The organism is Phytomonospora sp. NPDC050363 (genome assembly GCF_040655735.1).
GTDB lineage: Bacteria > Actinomycetota > Actinomycetes > Mycobacteriales > Micromonosporaceae > Phytomonospora.
On record NZ_JBFAKK010000004.1, the window covers coordinates 506,056 to 518,409 of the forward strand.

Annotated in this window: 12 protein-coding genes; 5 read left to right on the forward strand and 7 right to left on the reverse strand. The window is 71.9% G+C overall.

The window, feature by feature from the left end; all coding sequences use genetic code 11:
- Nucleotides 1–24: 24 nt before the first annotated feature.
- Nucleotides 25–678, forward strand: a complete 654-nt coding sequence (locus AB0I28_RS13750) for a TetR/AcrR family transcriptional regulator (RefSeq protein ID WP_357493006.1) — start codon at nucleotides 25–27, stop codon at nucleotides 676–678.
- Nucleotides 679–721: 43 nt separating this feature from the next.
- Here the strand turns inward: AB0I28_RS13750 and AB0I28_RS13755 are convergent, their stop codons facing one another.
- The 4 genes from AB0I28_RS13755 to AB0I28_RS13770 all read right to left on the reverse strand — a co-directional run bounded on the left by AB0I28_RS13755 (nucleotide 722) and on the right by AB0I28_RS13770 (nucleotide 5,209).
- Nucleotides 722–1,705 carry a ThuA domain-containing protein gene (locus tag AB0I28_RS13755; protein ID WP_357493008.1) on the reverse strand — a complete coding sequence of 328 codons (984 nt, stop codon included), beginning with the start codon at nucleotides 1,703–1,705 and terminating at the stop codon, nucleotides 722–724.
- A gap of 13 nt (nucleotides 1,706–1,718) precedes the next feature.
- Nucleotides 1,719–3,827 (reverse strand): PQQ-binding-like beta-propeller repeat protein, encoded by a 2,109-nt coding sequence (locus AB0I28_RS13760; protein ID WP_357493010.1) that lies wholly within the window; start codon nucleotides 3,825–3,827, stop codon nucleotides 1,719–1,721.
- A gap of 294 nt (nucleotides 3,828–4,121) precedes the next feature.
- Complete coding sequence (locus tag AB0I28_RS13765) at nucleotides 4,122–5,072, reverse strand: N-acetylmuramoyl-L-alanine amidase (protein WP_357493012.1); 951 nt, start codon at nucleotides 5,070–5,072, stop codon at nucleotides 4,122–4,124.
- A complete protein-coding gene (locus tag AB0I28_RS13770) occupies nucleotides 5,072–5,209 on the reverse strand; it encodes a hypothetical protein (RefSeq protein WP_357493014.1) in 138 nt (45 codons plus the stop codon). The genes AB0I28_RS13765 and AB0I28_RS13770 overlap by 1 nt, the downstream gene beginning before the upstream one ends.
- A 153-nt stretch (nucleotides 5,210–5,362) precedes the next feature.
- On the opposite strand from AB0I28_RS13770, the gene AB0I28_RS13775 reads away from it, so the two are divergent.
- The 3 genes from AB0I28_RS13775 to AB0I28_RS13785 all read left to right on the forward strand — a co-directional run bounded on the left by AB0I28_RS13775 (nucleotide 5,363) and on the right by AB0I28_RS13785 (nucleotide 8,497).
- Nucleotides 5,363–6,355: a CehA/McbA family metallohydrolase gene (locus tag AB0I28_RS13775; RefSeq protein WP_357493016.1), complete on the forward strand. Its 993-nt coding sequence runs from the start codon at nucleotides 5,363–5,365 to the stop codon at nucleotides 6,353–6,355.
- A gap of 82 nt (nucleotides 6,356–6,437) precedes the next feature.
- Entirely contained in the window at nucleotides 6,438–7,166 is a 729-nt protein-coding gene (locus AB0I28_RS13780) for a peptidase E (protein WP_357493018.1), read from the forward strand.
- Nucleotides 7,167–7,315: 149 nt separating this feature from the next.
- Complete coding sequence (locus tag AB0I28_RS13785) at nucleotides 7,316–8,497, forward strand: MFS transporter (protein ID WP_357493020.1); 1,182 nt, start codon at nucleotides 7,316–7,318, stop codon at nucleotides 8,495–8,497.
- Between the two features lie 7 nt (nucleotides 8,498–8,504).
- On the opposite strand, the gene AB0I28_RS13790 is transcribed toward AB0I28_RS13785, so the two are convergent.
- Both AB0I28_RS13790 and AB0I28_RS13795 read right to left on the reverse strand, forming a co-directional pair.
- On the reverse strand, nucleotides 8,505–8,897 hold the full coding sequence (locus AB0I28_RS13790; protein WP_357493022.1) for a hypothetical protein: 393 nt from the start codon (nucleotides 8,895–8,897) through the stop codon (nucleotides 8,505–8,507).
- Nucleotides 8,898–8,974: 77 nt separating this feature from the next.
- Complete coding sequence (locus AB0I28_RS13795; protein ID WP_357493024.1) at nucleotides 8,975–9,436, reverse strand: Lrp/AsnC family transcriptional regulator; 462 nt, start codon at nucleotides 9,434–9,436, stop codon at nucleotides 8,975–8,977.
- 102 nt (nucleotides 9,437–9,538) lie between these two features.
- Between AB0I28_RS13795 and AB0I28_RS13800 the strand changes: the two genes are divergently transcribed.
- Nucleotides 9,539–10,156 carry a LysE family transporter gene (locus AB0I28_RS13800; RefSeq protein ID WP_357493026.1) on the forward strand — a complete coding sequence of 206 codons (618 nt, stop codon included), beginning with the start codon at nucleotides 9,539–9,541 and terminating at the stop codon, nucleotides 10,154–10,156.
- Between the two features lie 18 nt (nucleotides 10,157–10,174).
- On the opposite strand, the gene AB0I28_RS13805 is transcribed toward AB0I28_RS13800, so the two are convergent.
- On the reverse strand, nucleotides 10,175–12,271 hold the full coding sequence (locus AB0I28_RS13805) for an InlB B-repeat-containing protein (RefSeq protein WP_357493028.1): 2,097 nt from the start codon (nucleotides 12,269–12,271) through the stop codon (nucleotides 10,175–10,177).
- Nucleotides 12,272–12,354: the final 83 nt, after the last annotated feature.

The following is a 12,354-nucleotide window of genomic DNA, read 5'->3' on the forward strand; positions in this document are numbered from 1 at the left end:
GCACCACCGTCCAAGGAGGACCGCATGACCGCGCCGGTCCCCCCGGCCGGCGAGGAGCGCAGGCGGGACCGCGACCGGACCCGCGCCGACATCCTCGACACGGCCGCCGCCGAGTTCGCCGAGCGCGGTTTCGACGGCGCGCGCGTCGACGAGATCGCCGCCCGCACCCGGACCACCAAGCGGATGATCTACTACTACTTCGGCGGCAAGAAGCAGCTCTACATGGAGGTCCTCGAACGCGCCTACGCGCGCATCCGCGCCGCCGAGCAGACCGTCAGCGTCGGCCACCTCGACCCGCTCACCGCGATCCGCCGCATCGCCGAGGTCACCTTCGACCACCACGAGGCCAACCCCGACTTCGTGCGCCTGGTCAGCACCGAGAACATCCACAACGCCGAGCACGTCGCCGAGATGACCGGCCTGGTTCGCGTCAACACGCCCGCCATCCTGCTGCTCGACGAGATCCTGGCGCGGGGCAGGGAACAGGGGATCTTCCGCGACGACATCGACGCGATCGACGTCCACATGCTCATCAGCGGATTCTGCTTCTTCCGGGTCGCCAACCGGCACACCTTCCGCGCCATCTTCGGCCGCGACCTCGTCGACCCCGCGCGGCGCGAGCACTACCGCAAAATGCTCGGCGACCTGGTCGTCGACCACCTGACCGCGCTCGGCTGACGCCTCGCGGGTGTGTGCCGGCGGCCGGCACACACCCGAAGCGCTATCGGCAGAACGGCCGCATGCCCGCGCTCGACTGGATGCCGCCGACGAGCAGGCGCTGGAACTCCGCCGCGCCCGCGAAGGACCCGTCGGTGGCGAAGGCCCCTGCGTCGTGGCCGAGGGTGGTCAAGAAGGCCCGCCCGCCGTCGTAGTACTGGCACCAGGCGACCGGGTGGTCGCCGCCGTGCCCCGGATGCCCCATGGAACCGGCCGCGCCCTCAGACATCGTCGACTCCTCCACCGCGGCCAGCACGCGGACCTTCGACGGGAAGGGCACCAGGTTGTACCACTCGTCGGTGAAGGTCCACCGCTCCGGAAGACCCTGGGTCGAGGCGTCCCGGCGGCTCAGCGTCCGCACGGTCGCGGTCTGCGCCGGCCCGTGGTCGTAGTAGTTCGCGCCGCCCAGCAGGCCCTCGTACCAGGGCCAGTTGTACTCGGTGCCGAAGGCGTTGTGGACCCCGACGAAGCCGCCGCCACCGCGGATGTACTGCCGCAGTGCGGTCTGCGCGGCGTCGTCGAGCGTGTCGCGGGAGGTGCTGAAGAAGATCACCGCGTTGTAGCCGAACAGCCTGGCGGGCGAGGAGACCCGCTCCAGGTCCTCGGTGTAGTCGACCGCGAACCCGTTCTCCAGTCCCAGCCGCACGACGGCGTTGTGGACCACGTTCGCGGCGGTCAGGGGCGGATTGAGGCCCGCGGCGAGCGCCGGGCCGAGATTGCCGTGCCGCGGCCCGGCGGTGCGCGTGTAGAGCAGCACCTTGAAACCGTCGGCGGGATCGAAGTTGCCCCAGTCGTGGTAACAGCGCTGGTCGGTGCCTCGGCAGACGCCGTACTCGGGATCGCCCAGCTGCCGCGCGCCTCCATCGTCGTGCTCGCCCTGCGCGGACGAGGGCACGCCCGCGGCGAAGGCGGCCGCCAGTGTCGCGACGGCGGTGGTCACGGCGGTGGCGAGGGTCAGCAGCACGTTCTTTCTCGTGGGTCGGTGCACTGCGAGCTCCTTCCTAGGCCGTGTCCTGGTAGACCTCGACCTTGCCGGTCGGGCGCGGGCTGTGGCAGTCGTTGAAGAAGTACTCGCCCGCGGCCGTGAACGTGTGCGTGCAGGACTCGCCGGGGCGCAGGCGCACGTCGAAGAGACCCTCGAAGAACTGGGTCGCGCCGTGGACGTACGCGTTGTCGGCGGGATTGACGAAGGTGACGGTGGTGCCCACCGGCACCCGGAGGTGCGTCGGCGCCATCGCGTTGACGGCGGTCGACTCCACCGCGCCGACCTCGCCGGTGGCGGCGTCGTAGGTGCGCGCGAGGACGACCGTGTTGTTCACGACCGCGCCCTCCACCGGTCCGCCGGACACCGGACGGCGCACCGTCGGCGGCACGGGAACCGGTGCGGGCGGGACCTTCCCGCCGAGCTTGAAGGCCCACAGGAAGTCGCCCCGGGGCGCCGAGTTCCCGTACGGGATGCCGGTTCCGCCCGCGTAGACGGCGATGTACTGCTCGCCGTCGATCTCGTAGCTGATCGGGCTGCTGCTGATCGCCGCGCCGGTCTGAAAACGCCACCGCTCTCGCCCGTTGCCCGCGTCGAGGGCGAGCAGGTACCCGTCCGGCTGGCCGATGAGCAGCAGGTCCCCGGCGGTGGTGAGGATTCCGTTGCCGTGCGCCAGCGAGTAGGGCATGCGCTTCTTCCACCGCACCAGGTTCGTCGACGGGTCGACCGCGACGATGCCCCCGGTCTGGTACTCGCCCGGCGGGCGCAGGCCGTTGCTCGACTCGGTGAGCGAGTGGGCCGCGGCGACGTAGCCGAAACCCGTGTACACCAGGCCGGTGCGGTGACTGAACGACTGGTGGCTCCAGTCGGCGCCGCCGCCGTGGCCGGGAATGCTCAGCACCGGCACGTCCCAGTGCGGGTCGTAGAGCGAGCCCCGCACATAGTTGGGCACCGCGCGGTTCGGGTCGCCCGGCACGGACGTGCCGAGAGGCTGGTCGACCACACGGGTCTCCGTCCAGGCCCCCTGGCGGGGGAAGGGCTGCGTCGGCCAGGTCTTCTGCCGCGGCTCCTGCGGGACGGGCACCTCGTCGACGCCCAGGGGAGCCGTGCCGTTCTCGCGGTCGAGGATGAAGTACATGCCCGACTTGCTGCCGTAGATCACGATCTTGCGCGTACGGTCGCGGATGCGAACGTCGGCCAGTACCGGCGCCATGGTGTTGTCCATGTCCCAGATGCCGTGGTGGATCGACTGGAAGTGCCACCGGTAGGCGCCGGTGCGCAGGTCAAGGGCGACGATCGCGCTGGAGAAGAGGTTGAGGCCGCCGCGCTCGGAACCGTCCTGTGAGGACCGTGCGCCCCGCGCGTTGCCGAAGGCCCAGTAGACGAGGCCGAGCTCCGGATCGACCGCCGGGTGCATCCAGGGAGTCGCGCCCCCGGTTTGCCAGGAGTCGCCCTCCCAGGTGTCGTTGCCGAACTCGCCCGGGCCGGGTGCGCCCCAGAAGTGCCAGAGCACCTCGCCGTCCTCGGCGCCCAGGGCCAGCGCGGCGCCCCGGTCGCCGTCGTGCGTGCCGACGAGGAGCATGCCGTCGTGGTGGGTGACGGCGACCTTCTCGGCGTTGCCGTAGCCGGTGATCTGCTTCTCCCAGACCACCGCGCCGGTCTCCTGGTCGAGGGCGATCAGCCGGCTCCCGCGCCCGTGGGTGAAGACCTTGCCGTCGCCGACGGCCACGCCCCGGCGGGTGAGGGTGCCGTGCGTCTGGGTGTACTTCCACTTCGCGGCACCGGTCCTGCCGTCGACGGCGAAGACGTTGCCGAGGGCCGACTCGATGTACAGGACACCGTCGACGGCCACGGCCGTGCTCTGGTTGGTGCCGGTGGTGATCCCGCCTTCGATGCGGTTGAGCCACGCCCCGCCGAGACGCCGGACGTTGTCGCGGTCGACCCGCCGCAGCGCGCTGTAGTTCTGGTTGCCGAGGTTGCCGCCGACTTTGGGGAAGTCCCCGCCGGCCGGGTTGGTGCACCGCTCGGGCCGGGCGTCGGCGGCCGTCGCGGTCTCAGGGGCTAAGGAGGCGCCCAGGGCCGCCGCCGCGGTGCCTTTCAGGAGGGTCCTGCGTTGCAGTCTCGCCATCTCGTCCACCTCACGTGGTCCGCTAGATGGTCCAAGTGTGCCACCTAGAAGTACCGTGAATATACGGCCGGGATCGGGTGGGCGCAAGGACACACCGGGCGGCCGCCGTGCACGAGAGAAGGCCCCCACTGCGCGGTGGGGGCCTTCCGTGGTGCTGCCTGCTTCACGCCGGGGACGGCAGCCCTTGGCGATGAAGACGCAGTGCCGCCAGGTTAGGGGCCGGCGCGCACACGGGTCCGCACATGCCGGCGCCGCCCGCGGGAACGGGCGGCGCCGGGTCGTGCGTTGTCGATGTCAGCCGACGAGTGCCAGCCAGGTGGCCGGGCCGACGACGCCGTCGACGACCAGGCCCTTGTTCGTCTGGAAGGAGCGGACGGCGGTGTTCGTCGCCGTCGCGAAGTTCCCGTCCACGGACAGGCTGAACCCGTGCACCACCGACAGGCGTCGCTGGAGGGCCTTCACGGCCTCACCCTGCGAACCCTGCCGGACGGTGACGATCAGCTTCGGCCAGGACTGCGCGCCCACGACACCGTCGACGGTGAGGCCCTTGGCGCTCTGGAAGGAGCGGACCGCGGTGTCGGTGATGGTGCCGAAGTCGCCGTCGACGGTCAGCGTCGAACCGTGCTGCCGGAGCAGGAACTGGAGGGTGCGGACGTTCTCTCCCGTCGCGCCCTTGCGCAGCACCGGCCAACTCGGCGGCTCGCCGAGCAGCCCGGCGATCTCCGACCTCAGCAGGTCGAGGTCGATGAACGACGGGTCGATCTTGCCGCTCGTGCTCGTCTCGCGGTGGCCCCGCACGTATGCCGAGCCGCGCCCGAGGCGGCGCAGGACGGCGACGGTGGCCTTCACGGAGTTGCGGTACTGCGCGGCGGTCATCTCCTGGCTGACGCCGTTGTAGTCGATCTCCCAGCCGATGAGCATCGTGTTGCCGTCACCGGCGGGGATCGGGCCGCTGCCGCGGCTGGTGCCGGCGTGGTTGGAGCGGCCGGCGGAAATGATGTGGAAGACGCCGTTGTAGTCGACGAGCGCCTGGCACAGCGGCCCGGGCAGGTCGGAGCGCCCGTTGATGCAGGTGTTCAGCGCGGGTGCCGGGTTGCTCGCGCTGGAAGTGGCGGCGGTGTGGTGCCACAGCACGCCGATGGGGTCGAAGGAGCCGGGACGCATGCGGTTGCGCCAGTCGCCCTCCTCCACGACGGGGACACCGGCCTGGCGGAGGACGTCGGCGAGCCAGGGGATCGTGGCCATCACGAACCTCCCATGAGGTCGGCGACGCACTCCGGCTCGGGGTCGGAGGCGGTCGCGGGGGAGGCGACGGCGGTGGCGGGGATGACCACGGCCGCGACCGCTCCGGCGGCCAGCGCGAACGCGTGCCTCCGGGTCACGGGAATAGAGGGGGCGGGCGCGTCGGCGCCCTCGGGGACGGGGATGCGCCCGAGGGCGCTGTCATGAGGTAACGACATGTCCGGGAGAGTAGAGGAAACCGGGCCGCGGCTCCATAGCCCGCGGCGACCGATCACTCCGGCGAAGGGGAGCGGATGCCCGAAACGGACTTTCCGCCACCGCGGTTGCCCGGCCGGGGCCGCGCCTGGTACCGGGGCGACTGCCACGTCCACTCCCTCCTGTCGTCGGGCGGCGAGCTGACACCCGCGCGGCTCGCGACCGCGGCCCGTGCCGTCGGCCTGGACTTCATCGCGATCACCGAGCACGGGTCGGCCGGCACGCACGGCGCCTGGGGAGGGATCGCCGGGGACGACCTGCTGGTGATCCTCGGCGAGGAGGTCACCACCGAGACCGGGCACTGGCTCGCCCTCGGCCTGCGGCCGGGACAGGTGATCGACGGGGACTACGGCGTTCGGGACGACGTGATCGACGGGCACGTGGACGAGGTCCACGCCGTCGGGGGCCTGTGCGTCGTCGCCCACCCGCACGCGCCCTACCCGTCGGGGACGTTCATGTACTCCTTCGAGGCCTTCGACGCCGTTGAAGTATGGAACGGGCCCTGGGGAGCCGAACTGCCCTGGAGCGCCGACAACGAGGCCGCCCTCGCCGAATGGGGCCGCGGCCTGGCCGCCGGTGTCCACGCCGGACGGTGGCGGCCCGCCGTCGGCAACAGCGACACCCACCTCGAAGGCCAGCTGGGCATGCCTCACAACGTCGTGTTCGCCGAGGAACTGGGCGCCGGCGCCGTCCTCGCCGCCATCCGCGCGGGCCGCACCTGGATCGCCGAGTCCACCGCCGTCGAACTCGCCTTCACCGTGTCCACCGGCGAGCACACCGCCGACATCGGCGAACACCTCCCGACGCGCGGCGAGGAGGCCGTGGTGCGAGCGGCCGTCGGCGGAGTGCCGTCGGGGAACGTCGGCTTCCACACCGAGCGGGGAAAGGCGCACCATGCCGCGCTTCCGGCGTCGGGGAGCGGTGTCGTGGAGTGGAGCGTCGGGGCGGGGGAGACCGGCTTCGTCCGCGTCGAGGTCCGCCACCCCGACGGACGCATGGCGGCGCTGAGCAACCCGGTGACCTTGGGGTGAGCGGCGAGAACATTCCCGATCCCCGAACCCCGATGACCCGAAGATCCACACCCCCACCCCGCCGTTGATATCGTCCCTCCCCATGACCGCCACCGAGCCCACGATCCTCGCCACCTCCGGCGGCCTGCGCGCCGGTGACCGCACTCGCGTCGCCTTCGGGCCGCTCGTGCACCACGCGGTCGACCTCGCGGGGGTGCGGGGACGGCGGCCGCGGATCATGTACGTCGGCACCGCGATCGGCGACTCCGAGGGCTTCGCGGCGCGGGCGGGCGAGGCGGCGCGGGTGGCCGGCTACGACCTGACACCGCTGATGCTCTTCCCCATGCCGAACCTCGACGACGTCGAGTCCGCCGTGCTCGACCACGATGTGGTGTGGGTGATGGGCGGCTCGGTCGCCAACCTCCTCGCCGTGTGGCGGGTCCACGGCCTCGACGCGATCCTGCGCCGCGCCTGGCGGTCCGGCGTGGTCCTCACCGGCGTCAGCGCGGGTTCGATCTGCTGGTTCCAGGGCGGCACCACCGACTCCTTCGGCCCGGCCCTGCGACCGGTCACCGACGCCCTCGGCTTCCTCCCGTACGGCAACGGCGTCCACTACGACAGCGACCCCGGCCGCCGTCCCCTGGTCCACCGCCTCGTCGCCGACGGCACGCTCCCCGAGACCCACTGCACCGACGACGGCGTCGGCCTGCTCTACCGGGGCACCGAGCTGGTCGAGGCGCTCACGGAGATCCCGGGCAAGGGTGCCTACATCGTCACCCGCGACGGCGAGACCGCGACGGAGAAACGCCTCGAACCGCGCGTCCTGACCTAGGCCGTGTCCGGGTGATCACTGCGGGGCCGCGGCGGGCTCGCACCCACAAGATCACCAGGACAGACCCTAGACCCGCCCCGGGCGCGTCCAAGTTTCCGCACACCGGATAGAAATAGCTGATCTTCTATCCTCTTGAAGCTTGGCGGCCCATGGATCCCCGACGCGCACGCATCGCGACAGCAGTCATCTTCGCCGCCCACGGCGCCGTCACGGGCAGCTTCGCCGCCCGCCTCCCGGCGCTCAAGTCCGAACTCGGCCTCGGCAGCGGCGCCCTTGGCGCGGCGTTGATGGCGCAGGCGATCGGGGCCTTCACCGCGATGACCCTGACCAGCCGCCTCATCCACCGCTTCGGTGAACGCGACGCCCTGCGGATGACGGTGCTGGCCTGGACGCTGGTGCTCCCGATCCCCGCGCTGATGCCCGAGGCCTACAGCTTCGCCGCCGCCATGTTCGTCTTCGGAGCGGCGGCCGGCTCGGCGACCGTCACCACCAATGCCGCGGCGGTCCTCACCGAAGAGGCCGTCGGACGCTCGATCATGACCGGCCTGCACGGCATGTGGAGTGTCGGCAACCTGGCCGGCGCGGCCGTCGGCGCTCTCGCCGTCGTCGTAGGCCTCGACGTGCGCGTCCACTTCGCACTCGTGTCGGCCGTCCTCGTCCCGCTCGCGCTCATCGGCTGCCGTTTCGTGCCCCATTTCGAACGGCGCGGCGCCCAGGACGCCCCCGCCCGTTTCGCGCTGCCGACCCGGGCCGTTCTGGTGATCGGCTTCATCGGACTGTGCTCGGCGTTCATCGAGGGCACCACCCAGAACTGGTCGGGCATCTACCTGGAGCAGATCACCGGCGCCACCGCCGCCCTCGCCGCGTTCGGCTACACCGTTTACATGACCGGTTCGGTGGCGGTCCGGATCCTCGGCGACTTCGCCGTCCGCCGCCTCGGGCCGGTACCGACGGTCCGAATCGGCGCCTCGGTGGCGGCGCTCGGCGCGCTGCTGGTCACCGTGGCATCCGTTCCGGCGGTCGCCATCGGCGGCTTCGCCCTCATCGGCGTCGGAACGGCCGTGATCGTGCCACTGGCCGTGGCCGCCGGTGGCCGCGCCGCCGCCGTGCCCGCGCACGGCGTCGCGGGCGTCATGACCGTGACCTTCACCGGCTCGCTCGTCGCGCCCGGAGCCGTCGGCGGCATCGCCGACCTCTCCTCCCTGCGGGTCTCCTTCGGCGTCGTCACCGCGGTCGGACTCGCGATGGTGTTCCTGGCGGGAGTGGTGCGACCCCGCGAACGCCCCTCGGCGACCCCGCCGCCCGCCAAGGCCGACAGCTCCTGCGCCTGAGGCGTCGTCAGACGACGGTCAGCGTGTACGTGGTCGTGTCGCTCCCGCCGGCGACCGTCCCCACCAGCGTGAGGACGTAGACACCTTTCGCGGCCGACGCGGCCACCTCGATGTCGAGCGAACGCGTCCGTCCACACAGGAACGGCTCGTCCCCCGTCTTCGCCACGACCCCCGCCGGCGCGCCGGAAACGGCGAGGGTCACGTCCTCGGGAACCCCGGGCTGGACCGTGTCCACATCGGTCCTGCCGCTCCCGCCGCGCGCGACCGTGCCGGCGGACGGATAGGTCTCGATGTCACAGACGGCGTCGGCGCCCGAAGGCACGGGGCTCGCCGAAGCCGGCGCGGCGGCCGCGCCGGCGGCGAGCAGGGCGAGAGCCGCGGTGAAAGTCAAAGCGCGCAAGGGATCGACTCCTTCGGTTCGGTGACGGCCACGTTACGCCCTCGGGCGCCGGTTCGCTGTCCCGTGAACCCGAGCCCTCACGCCTCCGGTGCCGGCAGCGGGCGGTCGTTGACGACGTGCTTCATCACCAGCGTCGAGTTGAGCCGCTGCACACCGGGGAGCGCGGAGAGGACGTCGTCCTCGAGCCGCTGGTAGGCGGCGAGGTCGGCGGTGACGATGCGCAATAGGTAGTCGGGGTCGCCGAACAGGCGCTGAGCCTGGACGACGGCGGGGATGCCGGCGACCGCGGCCTCGAACCCCAGCAGCGTCTCGCGGTCCTCCTGGCGCATGGTGACGAAGACGAGCGCCTGGAACGTCAACCCGAGTGCGTCGGCGTCGACGATCGCGCGGTAGCCGACGATCGTGCCGGCGGCCTCCAGTTCGCGCAGTCGGCGGTGGCACGGCGAGACGCTCAAGCCCACGCGCGAGGCCAGTTCGGTGACGGTGAGGCGGCCGTTCTCCTGAAGCAGCGCAAGGATTTTGCGGTCGATGGCGTCCATGCGCGAGATCCTTCCACCGAGGGCCCGGATCACGCGAGAAGTCGCAAACACCTTCTGCCCCGATGGCGATAGTTTCCCCCCACGTCAACCGAGGGAGGCGCCATGGCCGCCGGATCGATCGCCGCGTTCTGGGGCGTGGCACTCGTCCTGATCTCCACGCCGGGCGCCGATTGGGCCTTCACCCTCGGCGCGGGTCTGCGCGGAGGCTCGGTCCTCCCGGCGGTCGGCGGGCTGGTGCTCGGCTACGTATTGATCACCGCCGTCGTAGCGGCCGGCGTCGGCGCGCTGGTCGCCTCGACACCGGCCGTCCTCGCCGGACTGACCGTGCTGGGCGGGGCCTACCTCGTCTGGCACGGCGTGGTCACCTGCGCCAGACCGGCCGTCCCCGCGACAGCGGCCGACGGCCCCGCCGGGACCGACTGGAACACCCTCCTCAAAGGCATCGGGGTCAGCGGACTCAACCCCAAGGGCCTGCTCCTCTTCCTGGCGCTCCTGCCGCAGTTCACCGACCCGGCCGCCTCATGGCCCCTCGCCGGTCAGATCGGCGTGCTCGGCATGGCCTTCGTCGTCACCTGCGCGGTCTTCTACACCGGCATGGGACTGCTCGCCCGGATCGTCCTGCGCGCTCGCCCGGCCGCCGCCCGCGCGCTGGGTCGCGTGTCGGGGGCGGCCATGGTCGTCCTGGGAGGGACGCTTCTGGCGGAGCGGCTCATCGCCTGAGTCCCGCCGCGACGGGCCTCAACGCCGGCGTTCGGCCACCCATGCCATCGCCGACGAGAGCATGCCCGCCATGCGACGCCGCGCGATGTCGAAGGCCGGAAGCCGTCCCGGCGCCGCGAGGAGCAGCGGACGCGTGCGCCGGGCGGCGACGAGCAGGACCGTGCCCAAGGCGACGAACGCGATGCCCGTGGTCACCACGGCGTGCATGGCCTCGGAGCCGGTGACCGGCAGGATCCAGTCACCGTAGTCGTCACCCGGCTGCGCGCCGGGCACGGGGACGGTGATCGGGAGTTCGCCGCTGTCCGAACGGATCCAGGCGGAGCCGGCGGGGATGAACTCCACCGACAGGACGTGGTCGCCGGCGGTGACGTCGGGGTAGGTGAGGACCGCCTTGCCCTCGGCGTCGAGCGTGACCGGAGATCCGACGGCCTTGCCGTCGACGTAGAGCCGAACCTCGCCCTGCGGAATCCCTGCCGACGGCTCCTTCGCGGTCACCTGGACGTCGACCGGCAGGTCCGCGCCGGCGGTGGGCGTCCCCCTCGGGACGGCTTTGGTGACGGTCTGCGCGGCCCACTGGGCGTAGACGGTCAGGTCCGCCGACAGCGGAGTGTCCGGCCCGATCTCGATGGCCGCCTCCCGGCGCCCGCCGTCGGGCTGGGTGTTCCAGCCGAGGAACGCGAAGCCCTCGCGGGTGGGGTCGGCCGGAATGACCCGGGCGCCGGCCCGAAACGAGGTGGCGAAGACCCGGACGGCGTTGGTCGGAGTGCCGCCGTTGGCGTCGAAGGTGATCAGGTAGTTGTGGGGGAGTACGCCCAGGTCCGCCCAGTCGACGTTGGCGGTGGGCAGCTGAATGGCGCCGTTGTTGACCACGGTGCCCGCGCCGCGCAATTCGCCGTCGCCGGGAAGCGTGACGCCGTCGGGCACCCGCAGCGTCGCGTCGGCGGGGATGATCAGGGTGCCGGGGGCGTTGACGGCCAGGGACCCGAAAGCGGTGCCGAGGTCGCCCGGCCCGACCGCCGACGAGGACGACCCGGTCGGGCCGTTCTTCGCGGTGACGGTACCGCCGTCGATGACGACCTCGCCGCCGGCGCCGCGGTTGCCGCCCCCGATGCCGGCGCCCGCGCCGATGCTCGCCGCCGTCACGGCCGGGTTCCCTTCGATGGTCACCGATCCGCCGGAGCCGTAGCCCCCGCCGCCGATGCCCGCACCGCTTGCCGAGCCGGTCGCGGTCACGGTCGCGTCACCGCCGATGGTGATCGTGCCGCCGCTCCCGCCCGTGCCCGAGGAGGTGTTGGCGTAGCCTCCGCCGATGCCGGCGCCCCGTTCGGTGCTGGTCGCGGTCACGGTCGCGCTGCCGTCGATCGTGATGGTCCCGCCGCTGCCGCCGAAGTAGCCTCCGCCGATTCCGGCGCCGGCCCTGCTCTGGGCGGTGACCGCGGCGTTGTCGGTGATGGTGATGGTGCCGCCGTCCTTGTAGTCGCCCCCGCCGATCCCGGCGCCGTCCTCGGCCGTGGCGGTCACCGTCGCGTTGCCGCCGATGGTGATCGTGCCGCCCGTGCCGTTGTCGGCTCCGCCGATCGCGGCGCTGAACTGCCCGCCGGTCGCGGTCACGGTCGCGTTGCCGCGAATGGTGATGTCACCGCCGGACGAACCCGATGTGCTGCCACCGATTCCCGCGGCGGCGTTCGAGCCCGAGGAGGCGACGACGATGGCGTCGCCCTCGATGACCAGCGTCGCACCGCTCGTCTGGATCCCCGCACCACCGCCGGACGGGGGATCGGCCGTCAACGTGCCGGTAGCGCCGCCGGGAGCGTCGGTGATCGTGAGTGTCGATCCCGCGGCGAGCGCGATCCGCGCGGTGTCGAGGGTGTGGCCGTTGAGGTCGAGCTCGAGGGTCCCGCCTGCGGCGAGGATCAGGCCCGGCGACCCGCCCTGGGCCATGTCGACCGTGAGCGTCGCCACGCCGCCCGCGCCCGCCGGGTCGCTGAACGCGGCCTGGAGCCCCGGGTAGTCGGAGACGGTGACCGCGTAAGCCGGCGCGGGCACCGCCGGGAGTGCGGCGCATGCCAGCGCGGCACCGACGAGAAATCTGCGTACCGCGAGACCAGACATCATCGGACGAGTCTATCGATACCGTCCATAAAGGATATGTGGCACCAAAGCATTCAGGAACACCGATGCCATGAACGGACGCAGCG